Genomic DNA, 18,716 nt, shown 5'->3' with positions numbered 1-18,716 from the left:
CAGTGTTTCCTTAAGGCAAACGGGATTTGAGTTGGATAAAGCGCCGAGTCGCGAGCAGTCCGGCCGGATGCGCATGCCGCGCCGGAGCCAGCCACGGCAGCAGGATCGCCATTTGTGCAGGGCCGTCCTGACCCTGCAGGGCGGCGTTGAGTTGCTGCACATCGAGGTCTTGCTCAGGCACTTCGATGGCGAGCGATGTCTGGGTGTGGCGCCGCGCAAGTTTCGGCGTATCCGACGCCGTCCAGTCACCGGCGATCCAGTCGTGCACCAGTTGTTTTTCATAGGCGCTGAAGACGCCGAACATCGCGGCGCCGTCGCCGGCGATCAGTTGCCAGAAACGGCTGTTCTGCGGATCTTCATGACGTTTGATCCAGCCCTTGTCTTGCAGGGCCTGGAGGAAAGCGGGCAACTGCGCTGGCGTGGCCAGCCACTGATTGACGGTCTGGCCGTCGAAGCGGCAGTAGTCGGAATGCAGGTGCTGGCCGAATGGGCGCTTGCGTTCGAGCATCGCCAGCAACTCGCGCTCAAGGTCGAAGCCCTCGATGATCGCGCGACTGCCCTGCCCCAGATCGTTGAGCCGATAACCCAAGGACACCCGACGCAGAAAATCGGCACGATCGGCCGCCAGCGGCAACAGGTCGAGCACGGCCTTCACGGCTTTTTGCGCATGCCCGGTGCTGGCGTTATCGATGGTCACGTGCAAGGTGAAGTAGTACGGATCAATGCCCAGTTCACTGAGCTCGTACTGGCTGATCAGCAAGTGCAACGGCAGTTGTTCGTAGCCGAGGTTGTAGCCGATCACCTCAGGCAAGTACGCCACCCCGCCGATCCCCAGCGCCAATTGCAGCGCGCCTTGCAGGTAGCAGTCATCGGCAATTGCAGCGTTGTCCTGCAGACCGTGATCAGCCAGGAGCTTGCGGTAGATCACGACGTGGTTTTGCGCCGGATTGCCCTCGCCAAGTTCCTCCAGATAAGTGCAAAGCAAATCGGCAAAACGTGGGTCTTGCCACTGCGCCAACAGACCTGACAGCCAGGCGCCATCGACCAGTTTGGTCGGCGCAACCGCTTGCAGAAAGTACAGGGCCTGCGCCTTGTTGCTGAAGAATTGGCGCGGCCCGCCAGCCTTGCGCTGTTGCAGATAGTCGGTGTATTGCAGGCCAACATCGGCGCAGTGTTCCGTCACCCAGCCCTGCCACGACAAGGGGTCTGCTGGCAGCTCGTCCGTGAGTTGCGCGGCGCTGTGCAAGTGTTCCTGGAGGAATTTTTGAGCAAGGGTCAGGGGATTTTTGTCGTGAAGCAGCGCTTCATAGACCTGTCGGAGGGTCCCGGCAGAATTGATCGTTTGTGGCTGAGCCGGCGCGGATTGCAGGCGAGTCAGGACAGTCATGGCAATATTCTCGGTCGGTTGGCAGGACGCTGTTGCATACGCCTCTACAGCAGCAGAGAGGCAGCGCCTGCGAAAAATTCAATCGACGTGAAAATTGCCCGGACGGACGGCGGAACATCCTCCCTGTCGCAGCTACCGAGGGCTGCGATCGTTTGACGTCAAGCCTGACCCTTGGCCTGTTGTTCCAGATGCACCTGCAAATCCGGATCAATCTGCAACGCCGCCGCCAGTTCATCGAGATAGCTGCGTTCGGCGTCTTGCTGATCGTCCACCAGCATGACACTGGCCAGGTACATTTCAGCTGCTACCGCCGGATCACCCTGGGCCGATTGTGCGACTTCGCTGGGGTCCAGCGGTTTGGCGACTTCAGCGTCGAGCCATTGCTGCAACTGCGGATCGTCGGTGTGTTTGCCGATTTCCGTGCTGATCAGGTGTTTTTCCGCCGCATCGATGCGCCCGTCGGCCTTGGCCGCTGCAATCAGGGCGAGCAGCACGGCGCGGCTGTGCTCTTCGACGTCGGGGCCAGCGAGCAGGTTGGCGGTTTGCGGGATCTGTTGTGGCGCGGTGCTGGCCTGGTTGCGTTGCCAGGCTTGATACGCCTGATACGCCATCATCCCCAGCGACGCGAGCGCCGCATACTGAGTGGCGCCGGAACGACGTTGCGTGCCGCCGCCGACGGCTCCGCCCAATGCGCCACCCAAGCCACCGCCGCCGAGCAACCCGCCGAGCAGTCCACCCAAGCCGCCAAGGCCGCCGCCGGCCCCGCCTGCGCTGGCCCCGCTCGAGCCGCCGCCACCGAGCAGACCGCCCAACAAGTCACCGAGCCCCCCCAGGCCATCGCCGGCTGAAGCGCCGCGCTGTTGTCCCGCCGAGGCCTGGCCTCGCAGCAGTTGTTCGAGCAGATCAGTGGTGTTCATGACGTCATCCTCAGGCAAAGGCAGTGACTGCGTCAGGCAACAATAGCCCCCTGCAGCCATAGCGCCAGCACCGTTTGGCCGAAGCCGAATGCACGCTCGGGAGGGTCCACGTATTTTTTTGCAGGCCAGCTAAGATTCAAGGGTGGTGAACCTTATCCCGGCCAAACCGGTCGATAGCTGCAACCCCGACCCGGTTTGCCGGCGCCCTTGCTGCCCAAGGGTGAAACCGGCTTGCTTCATTATCTGGAGAACGCCCCCGTGATATCGACCGTACACATCGCCAGGCTCAAAGCATGGGGCGCCCATGGTTTTACCGCGACTGGCGTGGTCACCGCCTTCCTGGCCACCCTCGCCCTGCTTGAAAACCAGCCGGTCCACTGCCTGATGTGGCTCGGCGTGGCGCTGATCGTCGACGGTCTCGACGGCGCGCTGGCACGCAAGGTCAACGTGCAATCGGTGCTGCCCGGTTTCGACGGTTCGATCCTCGATCTGGTCATCGATTACCTGACCTACGTGTTCATTCCGGCACTGTTCATCTATCGCTACATTCCTCTGCCCGACTACACGCTGCTGCTGACGGTGTCGCTGATTCTGGTGTCTTCGCTGTTCTGCTTCTGCAACGTCAACATGAAGAGCAAGGACAACTATTTCGTCGGCTTCCCCGCCGCCTGGAACGTGGTTGCCCTGTGCCTGTACATCATCGGCCCGGGGCCGTGGATCACCTTCCTGAGCGTGATCGGCCTGGCGCTGCTGACGGTGACGCGGATGAAGTTCCTGCACCCGTTCCGCGTGCGCCGGTTCATGCCGATCAACATTGCGGTGACGGCAATCTGGTTGCTGTGCAGTCTTTCACTGGTGCTCAACCACCCGGTCATCAACCCGTTGGTGATGGGCCTGTGGTTGCTGATGTCGGCGTACTTTCTGGGGATCTGCATCTGGCGCACGGCGCTGGAGTGGTTTGATCGGCCGCACTTGAAATAGCTGCCAGTCCAGCCAAACACCATCTCCCTCTAGACCTTCGCGAGCAGGCGAAGGCCTACAGGGGATCTCCATGATGCTGAATCAGCGCTGGGTGACCACAATTTCCTGCCTCTAGATCTATTCACTACTAACACTCTCTTGTTAGCGTTCAAGGCTATTAAAACCGTTGTTTTCCCGGTGTTCAGGATTTCTCTTAGTGAGCCTTTGAACGCCCGTCAACTGTCAGCTTTGACAGCTGCCGCCGTTACCCTGAATTCGCTACCGTGAAATCGAAGATTCGATTCGCTGCTACTCACGGGAGTTCATCATCATGTTCGCCGAGCATAACAAACCCACTATCAACGTCTGCATCATCGGACACGTAGACCACGGTAAAACCACACTGACTGCCGCACTGACTTCCATTTGTGCCGAAGATTTCGGCGGGCAAGCCAAGTCGTTCAGCGAGATCGACGATGCCTCGCAGGAAAAAGCTCGCGGCATCACCTATAACACCGCACACGTAAAGTACGAAACGGATCGTCTCTGCTTCGAACATGTTGACTGTCCGCGTCATGCGGACTATGTGAAACTCATGATCACCGGTGCAACCCGGTTCGAGGCAGCAATCCTCGTTTGCTCGGCAGCCGATGGGGCAATTTCACAAACCCGTGAGCAGATCTTGCTGGCACGCGAGTGCGGTGTTTCGAACATCGTGGTGTTCCTGAACAAGATGGACACCGTCAATCAAAGTCAGGCTGACGAGGCAGTTGTTGAAGTGCAAAACCTGCTCAGCGCCTCTCAATATACCGCCGTACCCTTCATACGCGGCTCCGCGTTAATGGTGTTGAATGGCCAGGATGATGATCAGTTGGGCGCCAGTGCCGTGAGGGAACTGTTAAAGGCGATGGAAAACACCTTTCCGGTTCCCCCGAAGGCTGAAGCGGGGGACTTCCTGATGGCTGTGGAGGATATCTTCGATGTCAAAGGTCGCGGTACTGTGGCGAGGGGTCGCATTGAGCGAGGTGTTGTCAACGTTGACGACGAAGTGGAAATAGTCGGTCTACGTGAAACGAAAAAAACCACCTGTACTGGCTTCGAAGTGTCCCGCCAAATGCTTGATCAAGCAAAGGCCGGGTATAATGCCGGCCTGTTGCTGGCCGGGCTCCAGCCTCAAGACATTGAACGTGGCCAGGTTCTGGCCAAACCGGGATCAATCAAGCCTCACAAAAAATTTACCGCCAGGATCTATGTATTGTCGAAGGAAGAAGACGGACGTCATACCCCGTTTTTTAACGGTCACCGACCCCTGTTCTACTTCCGTACGACTGGAGTGACCGGAACGATCGAATTGCCAAGCGACGTTGAAATGGTAATGCCGGGGGACAACGTGGAACTCAAAGTTGAACTGATCAAATCAATCGCAATGGAGACAGGTCTGCATTTCACGATCCGTGAAGGCGGCCGTACAGTCGGTCGAGGCGTAGTGTCCGAAATCAACGACTGAAACGTTTTCTGAAGGAGCAAGCCTGCTCGCGATGGCGGTGCGTCAGTCGGATATTTTTCCACTGACACACCGCCTTCGCGAGCAGGCTCCCACAACGGTTTTGCATCTTTCCGGACGTTCAGCGCTTGGTGATGACCACCTCCAGATACTCGCTCGGTACTACCAGCGATCCCTCCCCCGCCCGGTTCGACCGGTTCAGCAGATCCGCCAGATCACTCTCCAGCGCCTGCCCGCTTTCTGGCGGCAGCGCCGCGAATGCCTTGTGCACCGGCCCGTACCAGTGGCGGAAAATGTCGATGAAGTGCGCCGCCGAGCGATAGCGGAAGTTGAACTGGCGCCGCGTCACCCGCACGAGAAAATCGCGGTCGTCGAAGTGCTTGTGCAGCCAGGCGTCCGAGCCCCAGTTCGAAGGCGGCTGCGCACCCGCCGGCGGCGGCAGATGCCGGCCGAGGGTCTTGAACATTTGCCCGACAAAGCCTTCCGGCGTCCAGTTGGCCAGACCGATGCGCCCGCCACGGCGGCAGACCCGCCCCAGCTCCGCAGCAGCCTTGTCCTGATCCGGCGCGAACATCACGCCGAAGGTCGACAGCACGGCGTCGTAACTGTCATCGGCAAACGGCAGCGCCTCGGCATCGGCGACCTGGAATGTCACGTCCAGATGCTCGGCCCGGGCGCGATCCTGGCCGCGTTCCAACAGCGCTGCGACATAATCGGTCGAGGTCACCAGACAACCACGGCGTGCCGCCGCCAGCGTCGCGTTGCCATTACCGGCAGCCACATCCAGCACAGATTCATCGCAAAGCAGCTCGCAGGCTTCGGCAAGGTTCTCGCCGACGATTTGCAGCGTGGTGCCGATCACGGCGTAGTCGCCGCTGGCCCAGGCGACTTTCTGGCGTTCCTTCAAGGCAGTGAGATCAAGCGTTGTACTCATGAGGTCGAGCTCCGCTGCAAGTAGGATTCGTCGTCAATCGGCGGTGGTCGGGTCGACTGCCGTCAGGGCGGACGTGCTCCGTTACTATCGCGCCGAGGCGCATTGCCGTCCCTGCCAGTCGTCCGGCAGCCCCGCAAAACAGGGGGTTTGCCGATGAGTGGCGGGAATCTGTCAAGCCCGTGAAACACCGTCAGGATTGCCAGCGCCGACGAACCCGGCTGGCAGGTGCCGGAGCGCTCTCGCGCCTGGGACAACGCACAATGGCTCAGGGCCCGAAAACCCTGAACCATTGATGATTTGATCAGGCAGCCGGCGCCTTCGCTTCCTCCAGCAATTGCTTGATCATCTGTTCCTGCGCCTCGTAGCGCCCCTCGCCGAAGTGGCTGTAACGCACCTGGCCTTGGGCATCGATCAGGTAGTGCGCCGGCCAGTACTGGTTGTCGAAGTGGCGCCAGATTTCATAGTTGTTGTCGATGGCCACCGGGTAGCTGATGCCCAGTTTCCTCACCTGATCCCTGACGTTGTCGATGATCCGCTCGTAACCGTATTCCGGGGTGTGCACGCCAATCACCACCAGCCCTTCCTTCGCGTACTTCTGCGCCCAGTCCTTGACGTAGGGCAGCGTGCGTTGGCAGTTGATGCAGTCGTAGGTCCAGAAGTCCACCAGCACCACTTTGCCGCGCAGGGATTCGGCGCGCAGCTCCGGGGAGTTCAGCCATTGCACCGCACCGGCCAGGAACGGCATCGCGCCTTGGCCGGACTGCTCGGGCAATGCCTGTGCGCTGACTTTGCTGACCAGGTAATCGATCACTTGAGGCACGCGTTGCAGGACACGTTTCTCGATACGGGCGACACCCTCGGAGGACGTCTCGGCCAGCAGGGCTTTATCAGCACCGCTGGCAATCACGGCGGCGCCGGCCAGCACCGCCACACCTGCGCCTCGACGTAGCCAGCCGGTAACAGGAATCGATGGTTTCAAACGATTGACCAGTCCGCGTCCGGCGAAAATCAACGTCCCCAGAGACAACGCACTGCCCGCGCCATAGGCCAGCAGCAACAGGCTGGTGTGCGCATTGGCGCCCTGCAGCATCGCCCCGCTTAAAATCACCCCAAGGATCGGCCCGGCGCACGGTGCCCACAACAGGCCGGTGGCGACGCCGAGCATGATCGCCCCCAGCGGTCCGGCGCGATGGCGGGTGTCGGTATTCAGACGATTGCCGAGCCAGACAAAGGGCCGCGCCAGGCCGTCACCCACCCGCGCCGAGATCAGCGACAGCGCGAATACGCTCATCACCACCAACGCGACGTAACGTCCGCTGTTGCTGGCCTGAGCCACCCATTCACTGCTGACCACCGCCAGACTGGAGATCAACGCAAAGGTCAGGGCCATGCCACTGAGGGTCAGCAGGATCGACGCGCGCGAGCGATTGGCACCGGCAAACAGAAACGGCACCACCGGCAGGATGCACGGGCTAAGCACGGTCAGCAGACCGCCGAGGAAAGCAATAAGGTACATGAGTCATTTCCTGATCAAATGTGCACGAGGAGCCGAGGCGTTCTGTACAGGCCTCGATGGGGCCTATTGAAGGCTCGCGAGGTATCGCGGATGTGTCGGAAAACCGCGCGAAACCATCGTTACGTATCCCGGCGCGCCAGGGATACACAGCGATACAAAGCGCTGCAAAAATCGCGTTTTTGCTTCGCGGTGTATCCACCGTCACGCCAGATACACTGCAATACAAAGGCAGGCAGGCGAGCGCAGCAACGCTCGGTAGACTGCACGGCATTCCCCTTAGCTTGAGGTTTGAACCGATGGAACATGTCGATCACATTCTCATCGTCGACGATGACCGCGAGATCCGCGAACTGGTCGGCAATTACCTTAAGAAAAATGGCCTGCGCACCACGGTGGTCGCCGATGGCCGGCAGATGCGCAGCTTTCTCGAGGCCAATACCGTCGACCTCATCGTGCTCGACATCATGATGCCCGGCGACGATGGCTTGCAGCTGTGCCGCGAATTGCGGGTGGGCAAGCACAAGGCCACACCGGTGCTGATGCTGACCGCGCGCAACGACGAGACTGACCGCATCATCGGCCTTGAAATGGGCGCCGATGACTACCTGACCAAACCGTTCGCCGCGCGCGAACTGCTGGCGCGAATCAATGCCGTACTGCGCCGCACGCGCATGCTGCCGCCGAACCTGGTGGTCACCGAGGCCGGCCGGCTGCTGGGCTTCGGTCGTTGGCAACTCGACACCTCGGCCCGGCATTTGCTGGACACGGACGGCACGATGGTCGCCCTCAGTGGCGCCGAATACCGTCTGCTGCGGGTGTTTCTCGATCATCCGCAACGCGTGCTCAGCCGCGATCAACTGCTCAACCTGACCCAGGGCCGTGACGCCGATCTGTTCGACCGCTCCATCGATTTGCTGGTCAGCCGGTTGCGCCAGCGCCTGCTCGACGACGCCCGCGAACCGGCCTATATCAAGACGGTGCGCAGCGAAGGCTACGTGTTTTCGCTGCCGGTGGAGATTCTGGGTGCGCCAGCATGAGCCTCAATCTGCATTGGCCGCGCACGCTCGCGTCACGCTTGTCGCTGATTTTTCTGATCGGTTTGATCCTCGCCCAGGCCTTGTCGTTTGGCGCGCAGTACTACGAGCGCTACCAGAGCGCGAAGCACACCATGCTCGGCAATCTGGAAACCGACGTGTCGACCTCGATTGCGATCCTCGACCGCTTGCCCGCCGAAGAGCGCCCGGCCTGGCTAAAACGCCTGGCCCGGACCAATTACGGCTATTTGCTGAGCGAAGGTGAGCCGGGCACGCCGATCAATTCGGCGGATGTGCCGATTGCCGTCACTTCGATCACCGAAGCCATCGGCGAAAACTATCCGCTGACCTTCACCGACATACCCGGCCCGCAAAAGCACTTTCAGGGGCATTTGCGCCTGAGCGACGGCAGCCCGGTGACCATCGATGTGCGCCCGGCGATGGTGCCGCTGTCCCCTTGGCTGCCAGTGGTGCTGCTTGGGCAATTGACGCTGATGCTCGCCTGCACCTGGCTGGCCGTGCGCATCGCCATTCGCCCGCTGACCCGGCTCGCCAACGCCGTGGAAACCCTTGACCCCAACGCGCACCCGATCAATCTCGACGAAAAGGGCCCGAACGAAGTGGTGTACGCGGCCCGCGCGTTCAATGCGATGCAGGCGCGGATTGCCGCGTATCTGAAAGAGCGCATGCAACTGCTTGCGGCGATATCCCATGACCTGCAGACGCCGATCACGCGCATGAAACTACGCGCCGAATTCATGGACGATTCTGCGGAAAAGGACAAGCTGTGCAATGACCTCGGCGAGATGGAGCATCTGGTGCGCGAAGGCGTGGCCTATGCCCGCAGCATCCACGGTTCCAACGAAGAAAACCGCCGCACCAACATGGATTCGTTCCTCGAAAGCCTGGTGTTCGACTATCAGGACATGGGCAAGGATGTGCAACTGGTCGGCAAGAGCAACGTGGTACTCGACACTCGCCCCCACGCCTTGCGACGGGTGTTGGTCAACCTTACCGACAACGCGCTGAAGTTCGCCGGCGCGGCCGAAGTGTGGGTGGAAGCGAACAAGGGCAGCCTGACGGTGACCGTCATGGATCGCGGGCCCGGCATCGCCGCAGAGGAATTGAAGCAAGTGATGGAGCCGTTCTACCGCGTGGAAAACTCGCGCAATCGCGATACGGGCGGTACGGGGCTGGGACTGGCGATTGCACAACAACTGGCGATGGCTTTGGGTGGCTCGCTGACCTTGAGCAATCGCCAGGGCGGCGGTCTTTGCGCGGAGCTGAAGCTGCCTCTCCCTGCCTGAAAACACCGCAATCCCCTGCAGGCTCACGCCTTCAAGGGGCGTGGGTTGCGGGTTCAAAGCCACCACCCGATGACGCCATCCCTGTGCATCTTCCGTAACAACCCGCTCCATTGGCCATGAACGAAGGGCTGCCTGACTGCCCGGCCTCCTGCAGACTCAGGCCTGCAAATGATCAGTGTTGCCCGGAAAAACAGGTCTAGACTCAAACATTACCCAGTCGAGGGGGTTGCAGGACTTGTGCAGTGCCCTGCCCGTTCCCGTGACCACCGCCCGGTGGCGCCTGCCTCGATATTCAACGCCGCCGGACTGTGATCCTGTTTCAGGAGCGCATGAGATGGACGAGGCCCGACTCAACGAGTTCATGGGCAAACTGGTCAACGACATGGGCGGCGCGGCGATGCTGGCCAATGTCATCGTCGGCGAAGAGCTCGGACTGTACCGGGCAATGGCCGACAGTCAGCCGATCAGCCCCGAAGCCCTCGCGGCAAAAACCACCTGCAACCCGCGTCTGGTACGCGAATGGCTCAGCGCCCATGCTGCTTCCGGCTACATGGAACATCGCGATGGCCAGTTTCGTCTGCCAGAAGAACAGGCCCTGGCGCTGGCGGTAGAGGATTCGCCGGTGTACGTCGCCGGCGGGCTCGGTGTGGTCGCATCGTTTTTCCACGACAAGGACAAACTGGTCAAAGCCATGCGTGGCAATGGCGCCCTGCCCTGGGGCGATCATCATCCGTGCATGTTCACCGGCACGGAACGGTTCTTCCGCCCCGGCTATAAAGGCCACTTGATCGCCGAGTGGCTGCCGGCGCTGGAGGGTGTGGTCGCCAAACTCGAACGCGGCGCCAACGTGGCCGACATCGGCTGCGGTCATGGCGCCTCGACCGTGATCATGGCCCAGGCCTTTCCCAACTCACGATTTGTCGGCGTCGATTACCACGCGCCATCGATCAGCGTCGCCACCGAACGCGCCGCGGAAGGTGGCGTGAGCAACCGGGCGACTTTCCTTGAGGGCACGGCGAAAAATTTCCCCGGAGATGACTACGACCTGATTTGCTACTTCGACTGCCTGCACGACATGGGCGACCCGGTGGGCGCCGCGCGCCACGCCTACGAATCGCTCAAGGACGACGGCACGGTGTTGCTGGTCGAGCCGTTCGCCAACGATGCGCTGGACGACAACATCAACCCGGTCGGGCGGCTGTTCTACGCGGCCTCGACATTTATCTGTACGCCGAACTCGCTGTCCCAGGAAGTCGGCCTGGGCCTCGGCGCCCAGGCCGGTGAGTCGCGCTTGCGCAAAGTGTTCAGCGAGGCCGGGTTCAAACACATGCGCCGTGCCACGCAAACCCCGTTCAACCTGATTCTGGAGGCGCGCAAATAATTCCGCTTCCCCCTGTGGCGAGGGAGCAGCTCCCTCGCCACAGGGGTTGGTGCTAACCTGCTGGCACTGCCCATCTGGAGCGCTTGCCATGCTCGATAGCCCGATCCGCGAACATTTCGACATTCTCCTCCAGGCCATGGCTGACGGCGGTTTTGTGGTACTGACCGGCGCCGGTATCAGCACCCCTTCCGGTATCCCCGATTACCGCGACAGTGACGGTGTGCGCCGTGGGCGCCAGCCGATGATGTATCAGGAATTCCTGAGCGCCCCGCAATCGCGCCGCCGATATTGGGCGCGGGCCATGCTCGGCTGGCCACGGGTGCGCCAGGCGCAGCCCAATGCAGCGCATCAAGCGCTGGCCGGTTTGCAGGGTCAGCGCTTGATCAGCGGCTTGATCACGCAGAACGTCGACACGCTGCACGATCAGGCCGGCAGCCATGATGTGATCGAACTGCACGGCAGCCTGCACCGGGTGCTGTGCCTGGATTGCGGTCAGCGCAGCGAACGGGATGCGATTCAGCGTTTGATGGAAATGCACAATCCGTATCTGGCCGGGGTCGATGCCGTGCAGGCCCCGGACGGCGACACCCTGCTCGATCCGGCCTTCGAGGCGCGGTTTCAAGTGCCGCACTGCCCGCATTGCGCGGGAGAGCGAATGAAACCGGATGTGGTGTTTTTCGGCGAAAATGTTGCGCAGCACACGGCTGCCCGAGCCATGACCGCTGCCGAGAGTGCCGCCGGGATGCTGGTGGTCGGTTCGTCGCTGATGGCCTACTCGGCGTTTCGTCTGTGCCGGATGATCGCAGATCGTGGCAAACCGCTGATCGCGATCAACCTGGGCAAGACCCGGGCGGATGATTTGCTCGACCTGAAAATCGAAGCCTCCTGCGAACAGATTTTGCCCCTGCTTACACAACACCTCACCACTTGAAAACACATGCCCCTGTGGGAATAGGGGTGATGTCAGGGAGACAGGCGTGCGGCGAGGTTTTCCTGCTGAAGGATATCGAACAACGCCTGCGCCGCCGCCGACAGTTCATTGCCCGGTTCGGTCAGCACCCCGATCGCCCGTTCGACCGAGTCGTTCAGGGTCAGGCAGTGCGCGCCCAACTCCTGCATCTGCTCGGCGCACAGTGCTGGCACGGCGCTGACGCCCAGACCACTGGCAACCATGCGCCCGACCGTCGCCAGTTGATGGCTCTCGAATTCGACTGGCAACTTCATGCCCCGGGCCTGCAAGTGTTCTTCGAGCATCACCCGCACCGTGGACGGCCGCTGCAAGGTGATGAAAGGCTCCTGTAGGAGGGTTTGCCAATCGATTTCGCTGCGCCTGGCCAGCGCTGAATCCAGCGGCACCACCGCGACGAACCGATCCAGATACAGCGGCGTGAAAGTCATCGAGGTGTTCTGCATCGGCTCGAACGCTACGCCCAGTTCCACCTGACGATCACGAACCATCTCCAGCACCTGTTCGTTGATCACGTCGTTCACCGTGACGTTGACGTTCGGATACCGCGCGCGAAAGGTTTTGAGTATCGGTGGCAGCAGATTGCCGGCAAACGACGGCATCGCCGCCAGCGTCACCCGTCCGCGTTGCAGGCTGAAGCGCTGGCGCATTTCGTCCTCGGCGTTGTCCCAGTCGGCGATCAGGCGCCGGGCCAGCGGCAGCAGGGATTCCCCTTCCGCGGTCAGCGCGACGTTGCGCGTGTTGCGGCTGAACAAGCGCCCGCCCAGACCTTCCTCCAATGCCTTGATGGTCAGGCTCAGGGCCGATTGCGACAGGTGCAGGCGCTCGCAGGCGACGGCGAAACTCAGGCTTTGGGCCACGGCGAGAAAGGCGCGGATCTGTTTGATGGTCATGATCGCTTCGCTCCAGTTGTAAGCTACAAGCGTTAAGCGGCAAGCGATAACGCAACTATTGAGTTTTATCTATCAATCAACCTTAAAAATCAACTTAACAAATATATCCTCCAGCGAGACACTCCAACCATTCGGCTAGCCAGCCGCCCGCAAATAATAAAAGAGGTGCATATGGCAGGTTTCGACAAGCGTGTGAGTTCCTACGAGGAAGCCCTGGCCGGGCTTGAAGACGGCATGACCGTGATCGCCGGCGGCTTTGGTCTGTGCGGTATCCCGGAAAACCTGATCGCCGAGATCAAGCGCAAAGGCACCCGCGACCTCACCGTCGTCTCCAATAACTGCGGCGTCGACGGTTTCGGCCTCGGTGTACTGCTGACCGACCGGCAGATCAGCAAAGTGATCGCCTCCTACGTCGGCGAAAACAAGCTGTTCGAAGAGCAACTGCTCAAAGGCGATATCGAAGTCGTCCTGACCCCGCAAGGCACCCTCGCCGAAAAAATGCGCGCTGGCGGCGCCGGCATCCCCGCCTTTTTCACCGCCACCGGCGTCGGCACTCCGGTTGCCGAAGGCAAGGAAGTGCGTGAGTTCAAAGGACGCAAGTACCTGATGGAAGAATCCATCACCGGCGACTTCGCCATCGTCAAAGGCTGGAAGGCCGACCATTTCGGCAACGTCATCTACCGTCACACCGCGCAGAACTTCAATCCACTGGCCGCTACCGCCGGCAAGATCACCGTGGTCGAAGTCGAAGAAATCGTCGAGCCCGGCGAACTGGACCCCGCCCATATTCATACCCCGGGCATCTACGTCGACCGGGTCATTTGCGGCACGTTCGAAAAACGCATCGAACAGCGCACCATCCGCAAATAATTCAGGCTGACGGAGAACAAGAACATGGCACTTTCCCGCGAACAAATGGCTCAGCGCGTCGCCCGCGAAATGCAGGACGGCTACTACGTGAACCTCGGCATCGGCATTCCGACCCTGGTCGCCAACTACATTCCCGAAGGCATGGAAGTCATGCTGCAATCGGAAAACGGCCTGCTCGGCATGGGCCCTTTCCCGACGGAAGAAACCATCGATGCCGACATGATCAACGCTGGCAAACAGACCGTGACTGCGCGTATCGGCGCCTCGATCTTCTCCTCTGCCGAATCCTTCGCGATGATTCGCGGTGGCCACGTCGACCTGACCGTGCTGGGCGCGTTCGAAGTCGATGTCGAGGGCAACATCGCGTCGTGGATGATCCCCGGCAAGCTGGTCAAGGGCATGGGCGGCGCCATGGATCTGGTCGCCGGTGCCGACAATATCATCGTGATCATGACCCACGCGTCCAAGGACGGTGAGTCGAAACTGTTGAGCAAGTGCAGCCTGCCGCTGACCGGCGCCGGCTGCATCAAGCGTGTGCTGACCGACCTCGCCTATCTGGAAATCGAAAATGGCGCTTTTGTCCTCAAGGAACGCGCACCTGGCGTCAGCGTCGAGGAAATCGTCGCCAAAACCGCTGGTAAACTGATCGTCCCGGATCACGTACCGGAAATGCAGTTCGCTGCCGAGTGAGGAATTCGAAAATGCAAGACGTCGTAATTGTTGCCGCCACGCGCACCGCGATTGGCAGTTTCCAGGGTTCCCTGGCCAGCGTGTCCGCCGTGGATCTGGGCGCAGCGGTAATCCGCCAGTTGCTCGAACAAACCGGTCTGGACGGTGCGCAGGTCGATGAAGTGATCATGGGCCAGGTGCTGACCGCCGGTGCCGGTCAGAATCCGGCGCGTCAGGCTGCGATCAAGGCCGGCCTGCCCCACGCTGTCCCGGCCATGACCCTGAACAAGGTGTGCGGTTCGGGCCTCAAGGCTTTGCACCTCGGTGCGCAGGCGATCCGTTGCGGCGACGCTGACGTGATCATTGCCGGTGGCCAGGAAAACATGAGCCTGTCCAACTATGTGATGCCGGGCGCACGCACCGGTCTGCGTATGGGCCACGCGCAAATCGTCGACACCATGATCAGCGATGGCCTGTGGGATGCGTTCAACGACTACCACATGGGCATCACTGCCGAGAACCTGGTCGACAAGTACGAGATCAGTCGCGAACAGCAGGACGCGTTCGCCGCTGCCTCGCAGCAGAAAGCTGCCGCTGCCATCGAGGGCGGTCGCTTTGTCGATGAAATCACCCCGATTCTGATCCCGCAGCGCAAGGGTGATCCGGTCGCGTTCAAGGTTGACGAGCAGCCACGCGGCGAAACCACCGCTCAATCCCTGGCGAAACTGCGTCCGGCGTTCAAGAAGGACGGTAGCGTCACCGCTGGCAATGCTTCATCGCTGAACGACGGCGCTGCCGCGGTGATCCTGATGAGCGCGGAAAAAGCCAAAGCCCTCGGGTTGCCAGTGCTGGCGAAAATCGCTGCTTACGCCAACGCGGGCGTCGACCCCGCGATCATGGGTATTGGCCCGGTCTCGGCGACCCGCCGCTGCCTGGACAAGGCGGGCTGGAACATCGACCAGCTCGACCTGATCGAAGCCAACGAAGCCTTTGCCGCGCAATCGCTCGCCGTCGCCAAGGATCTGCAATGGGATCTGAGCAAGGTCAATGTCAACGGCGGCGCCATCGCGCTCGGCCACCCTATCGGTGCGTCGGGCTGCCGAGTGTTGGTGACGTTGCTGCACGAAATGATCAAGCGTGATGCCAAAAAGGGTCTGGCGACCCTGTGCATCGGTGGCGGCCAAGGTGTGGCGCTGGCGCTGGAACGCGGTTAAGCAAGAGGTTCAACGGTCGACGGCGGACCCACGACATCCGCCGTTTGCCGGCAACAAAAACCCGGTGCAGCTTGCGTTGCACCGGGTCTTTTTTTGTCTGTTTTTTTAGGCTGGTCTTGAAGGCCCCTTCGCGAGCAGGCCCGCTCCCACAGTTTTTGTACTGATCACAATATTGTGTTTCAACACAGACCCTGTGGGAGCTGGCTTGCCAGCGATGGGGCCATTCCCGCCAGCACAATATTTTCAGCCAGCCAGTTGCAGAATCAACCACGCATTCGCCCCACTGATCACCACAAACAACCCCCACGCCAACACCCTTGTCGGCCATCGATTCACAAACGGCCCCATCAACTGCTTGTCATTGGTCATGCGAATCAACGGGTACAGTGCGAACGGCAGTTGCAGACTCAACACCACCTGACTCAGCACCAGCAGCTTGCCCACCGCGTTGTCGCCCATCAGCCACACGCCGATAAAGGCCGGAATCAGTGCCAGGCCACGGGTGATCAAACGCCGTTGCCAGCAGGGAATCCGCAGGTTCAGGTAACCCTCCATGATCACCTGCCCGGCGATGGTGCCGGTGAATGTCGAGCTTTGCCCCGACGCCAGCAACGCCACGCCAAACAGCACGCTCGCCAGCGCGCCGCCGACCAGCGGGTCGAGCAAGTGATAGGCGTCCTGTATGTCGACCACGTCGGTGTGCCCGGACTGGTGAAACGCGGCCGCCGCGAGAATCAGAATCGCCGCGTTGACCAGCAGCGCCAGCGCCAGAGAACCGATGGTGTCGATACGCGCCAGTTTCACCGCGTCCTGCTTGCTCGCCAGGTCCTTGCCGATCATCCGCGTCTGCACGATGGAGGTGTGCAAATAGAGGTTATGTGGCATCACCGTCGCGCCGAGAATGCCGATGGCGAGGTACAACGGCGCGGCATCACTGATCGCCGCCAGCGACGGTTTGAAGCCTTGGGCGACGTCCGGCCAATACGGCTTGATCAGCAGCAGTTCTACAAAGAAACACACGCCGATGGTCGCGACCAGCACCAGCATGATCGCTTCCAGACGGCGAAAACCACGGTTCTGCAGGGCCAGCACCAACAACGTGTCGAATGCGGTGAGGGCGATGCCGAACGTCAGTGAGCAGCCGAGCAACAGGTGAAACGCCAACGCACAGCCGAGCACTTCCGCCAGGTCGGTGGCGATGATCGAAATCTCCGCCAGCACCCACTGCAGGCGCGCAGTCGGTGTGCTGTAGCGTTCGCGGGATAACCGCGCCAGATCGCGCCCGGTCGCAATACCCAGCCGCGAACACAAACACTGCACGACCATCCCCGCCAGGCTCGCCAGCAACACGACAAACAGCAGGCTGTAGCCAAACCGCGAGCCGGCCTCAATGGCCGTCGCCCAGTTGCCCGGGTCCATGTAGCCAATGGACACCAGCAAACCGGGACCGGCGAAACGCAGTACACGCTTGAAGAAGGCGGCATTGGGATCGACCGCCACACTGCCGGCCACTTCCGGCGGGCAAAACGGCGCCGTGGCGATTTTGGGCAAACTGAATTTCACGCACACATCCAGAAACAAGTCGGAAAGACGCAGCTTAGACGTTTCAGTCGCAGGGTTGAAGATCAAAAGACCGCAGCCTGCGGCAGCTCTCTGGAATGCGAACTCTGCCGCAGGCTACGATCTTTTGGCGTTATCGACCCACGCCCAACAACTGTTCCCGCAACTCTGGATTACGCGTCCGCGGATCTAGCCAGATATTGAAAAAGGCCCGGGCAAACTGCGGATCATCAATTTCATGCTGCAATTGCTGGCCGACAAAAAAACGTGCGCCCTGCCCCGGCAGATACACACCGGTGATCCGCGTGCCGGCCTGCACATCGACGAAGGACTGCTGCATCTGAACCTGCCAACCGGCCAGTTGCGTCGGGGTGACGCGGGCTCCCGCCAGACGCTTGATTTCATCGACGCTGGCCTTGACCAGATCATCGCGGGAGATGCTGCGGCGGTAAATCAGTTCGAGGGCAAAGGGCTGGCCGTCGGCCAGCGGTCGAGCGGCGCTCCACAGTCGCGCGTTGTAAACATCAAAACCGAACACGCTGAACTCGCCGGTGCCAATGATTTGCGCGCCGGGCACTGCGTCCTGCCAATTGGCCCAGGTCGGCGTCAGCAACAGCGCCCACAAGCCGATGCCGCAACATCCGCGCAACACCTTCGGTGTTCTGTTCATCGAGGTTTCGACTCCGCCAAGCCATGATAATGAAAGCATAGTCGGGTATTGCACCAAACACTTTGTATACAACATTTGCACACAAATACAGCAATCCGAGGTCGGCAATGTTAACGTGAATCGCCTTCACCCGACGGAGACTCCTGCGTGCTGATCCTCAAATTACTGCTGATTCCCGCGTTTCTGCTGCTGATTTCCCTCGCGGGCAAGCGCTGGGGACCCAGCGTGGCCGGGTGGCTATCGGGGCTGCCCGTGGTGGTCGGGCCGATTCTGTTTTTCCTCGCCATCGAACAAGGACCGCAGTTTGCCGCGCACTCGGCGGTAGCGGCGTTGTCGGCCATGTTCGCGATGATTGCCTTCTGCGTCACCTATGCGCAGGTGGCACAACGGGCCAACTGGCCATGGGCACTGACGATTGCCCTGGCGGTGTGGGCGGTACTGGCGCTGCTACTGTCGCTGATTCCGGCGTCGCTGCCGTTCTCCGTGGCAGCGGCGGCGATTGCCCTGCTGTCTGCGCCGTATTTGTTTCCCCACGTGCAACCAGTGCCTGGCGGCCCGGCGCCGAAGTCGGACAAACTGATCTGGCGGATGATTGCCGGCGCGGCGCTCACGCTGGTAGTGACAATGCTCGCCAGCACCGTCGGCGAACGCTGGAGCGGTTTACTCGCCGTGTTCCCGGTACTGGGCAGCGTGATGGCGGTGTTTTCCCAGCAGACTCGCGGTGCCGAATTCACCGCCGCGCTGTTACGCGCCACCGCGACGGGCATGTATTCGTTTTCGGCGTTCTGCCTGGTGTCGGCACTGACGTTGCCAACGATGGGGCTCGGCGGATTTGCCGTTGGGGTGGCCGTGTCGGTTGCCATGCTCGGCGTTACCCGCAAGCTGCTCGCTAAACCGGCCAAGGCTGGAAACCCGCAAACTCAAGCCTGACAC

17 protein-coding genes are annotated in these 18,716 nt (G+C 61.0%); 10 read left to right on the top strand and 7 right to left on the bottom strand.

What is annotated here, in order from left to right; translation table 11 throughout:
* Positions 1-10: 10 nt before the first annotated feature.
* Both AACY19_RS10000 and AACY19_RS09995 read right to left on the bottom strand, forming a co-directional pair.
* On the bottom strand, positions 11-1,387 hold the full coding sequence (locus AACY19_RS10000) for an iron-containing redox enzyme family protein (RefSeq protein WP_339450086.1): 1,377 nt from the start codon (positions 1,385-1,387) through the stop codon (positions 11-13).
* 158 nt (positions 1,388-1,545) lie between these two features.
* Positions 1,546-2,304: a tellurite resistance TerB family protein gene (locus AACY19_RS09995; RefSeq protein WP_339450085.1), complete on the bottom strand. Its 759-nt coding sequence runs from the start codon at positions 2,302-2,304 to the stop codon at positions 1,546-1,548.
* Positions 2,305-2,562: 258 nt separating this feature from the next.
* Here AACY19_RS09995 and pcsA point away from each other — a divergent pair, with 258 nt between their 5' ends.
* Positions 2,563-3,285 (top strand): phosphatidylcholine synthase, encoded by a 723-nt coding sequence (gene pcsA, locus AACY19_RS09990; RefSeq protein WP_339450084.1) that lies wholly within the window; start codon positions 2,563-2,565, stop codon positions 3,283-3,285.
* 310 nt (positions 3,286-3,595) lie between these two features.
* A complete protein-coding gene (gene tuf / locus AACY19_RS09985) occupies positions 3,596-4,771 on the top strand; it encodes an elongation factor Tu (RefSeq protein WP_339450083.1) in 1,176 nt (391 codons plus the stop codon).
* A gap of 118 nt (positions 4,772-4,889) precedes the next feature.
* On the opposite strand, the gene AACY19_RS09980 is transcribed toward tuf, so the two are convergent.
* Positions 4,890-5,702 carry a class I SAM-dependent methyltransferase gene (locus AACY19_RS09980; RefSeq protein ID WP_339450082.1) on the bottom strand — a complete coding sequence of 271 codons (813 nt, stop codon included), beginning with the start codon at positions 5,700-5,702 and terminating at the stop codon, positions 4,890-4,892.
* Positions 5,703-6,003: 301 nt separating this feature from the next.
* A complete protein-coding gene (locus tag AACY19_RS09975) occupies positions 6,004-7,218 on the bottom strand; it encodes a cytochrome c biogenesis protein DipZ (RefSeq protein WP_339450081.1) in 1,215 nt (404 codons plus the stop codon).
* Between the two features lie 296 nt (positions 7,219-7,514).
* Here AACY19_RS09975 and AACY19_RS09970 point away from each other — a divergent pair, with 296 nt between their 5' ends.
* The 4 genes from AACY19_RS09970 (at position 7,515) to AACY19_RS09955 (ending at position 11,871) form a co-directional block, all read left to right on the top strand.
* Positions 7,515-8,255 carry a response regulator gene (locus AACY19_RS09970; RefSeq protein WP_339450080.1) on the top strand — a complete coding sequence of 247 codons (741 nt, stop codon included), beginning with the start codon at positions 7,515-7,517 and terminating at the stop codon, positions 8,253-8,255.
* Entirely contained in the window at positions 8,252-9,559 is a 1,308-nt protein-coding gene (locus AACY19_RS09965; RefSeq protein WP_339450079.1) for a sensor histidine kinase, read from the top strand. Before AACY19_RS09970 ends, AACY19_RS09965 begins: the two co-directional genes overlap by 4 nt.
* A gap of 334 nt (positions 9,560-9,893) precedes the next feature.
* Positions 9,894-10,940, top strand: a complete 1,047-nt coding sequence (locus AACY19_RS09960) for a class I SAM-dependent methyltransferase (protein WP_339450078.1) — start codon at positions 9,894-9,896, stop codon at positions 10,938-10,940.
* Between the two features lie 88 nt (positions 10,941-11,028).
* On the top strand, positions 11,029-11,871 hold the full coding sequence (locus tag AACY19_RS09955) for an NAD-dependent protein deacetylase (RefSeq protein ID WP_339450077.1): 843 nt from the start codon (positions 11,029-11,031) through the stop codon (positions 11,869-11,871).
* A gap of 32 nt (positions 11,872-11,903) precedes the next feature.
* Here the strand turns inward: AACY19_RS09955 and AACY19_RS09950 are convergent, their stop codons facing one another.
* Positions 11,904-12,800 (bottom strand): LysR family transcriptional regulator, encoded by an 897-nt coding sequence (locus AACY19_RS09950; RefSeq protein ID WP_339450076.1) that lies wholly within the window; start codon positions 12,798-12,800, stop codon positions 11,904-11,906.
* Between the two features lie 171 nt (positions 12,801-12,971).
* Here AACY19_RS09950 and AACY19_RS09945 point away from each other — a divergent pair, with 171 nt between their 5' ends.
* Genes AACY19_RS09945 through AACY19_RS09935 form a run of 3 tightly spaced genes read left to right on the top strand, consistent with a single transcriptional unit; the run spans position 12,972 to position 15,553 of the window.
* Positions 12,972-13,670 carry a CoA transferase subunit A gene (locus AACY19_RS09945; RefSeq protein WP_339450075.1) on the top strand — a complete coding sequence of 233 codons (699 nt, stop codon included), beginning with the start codon at positions 12,972-12,974 and terminating at the stop codon, positions 13,668-13,670.
* 24 nt (positions 13,671-13,694) lie between these two features.
* Positions 13,695-14,360 (top strand): CoA transferase subunit B, encoded by a 666-nt coding sequence (locus AACY19_RS09940; protein WP_339450074.1) that lies wholly within the window; start codon positions 13,695-13,697, stop codon positions 14,358-14,360.
* Positions 14,361-14,371: 11 nt separating this feature from the next.
* The gene (locus AACY19_RS09935; RefSeq protein ID WP_339450073.1) at positions 14,372-15,553 is read left to right on the top strand and encodes an acetyl-CoA C-acetyltransferase; all 1,182 of its coding nucleotides are present in this window, start codon (positions 14,372-14,374) and stop codon (positions 15,551-15,553) included.
* Between the two features lie 243 nt (positions 15,554-15,796).
* Here AACY19_RS09935 and AACY19_RS09930 read toward each other — a convergent pair whose 3' ends face one another.
* Positions 15,797-17,116: an Nramp family divalent metal transporter gene (locus AACY19_RS09930; RefSeq protein WP_339450072.1), complete on the bottom strand. Its 1,320-nt coding sequence runs from the start codon at positions 17,114-17,116 to the stop codon at positions 15,797-15,799.
* A gap of 130 nt (positions 17,117-17,246) precedes the next feature.
* Positions 17,247-17,783 (bottom strand): chalcone isomerase family protein, encoded by a 537-nt coding sequence (locus AACY19_RS09925; protein ID WP_339450071.1) that lies wholly within the window; start codon positions 17,781-17,783, stop codon positions 17,247-17,249.
* Between the two features lie 147 nt (positions 17,784-17,930).
* Here AACY19_RS09925 and AACY19_RS09920 point away from each other — a divergent pair, with 147 nt between their 5' ends.
* Entirely contained in the window at positions 17,931-18,713 is a 783-nt protein-coding gene (locus tag AACY19_RS09920) for a hypothetical protein (protein WP_339450070.1), read from the top strand.
* Positions 18,714-18,716 lie beyond the last annotated feature (3 nt).

This window comes from Pseudomonas sp. EA_5y_Pfl2_R50, from assembly GCF_963970475.1.
Classification (GTDB): domain Bacteria; phylum Pseudomonadota; class Gammaproteobacteria; order Pseudomonadales; family Pseudomonadaceae; genus Aquipseudomonas.
This window is presented reverse-complemented; position numbering and strand designations above follow the sequence as displayed.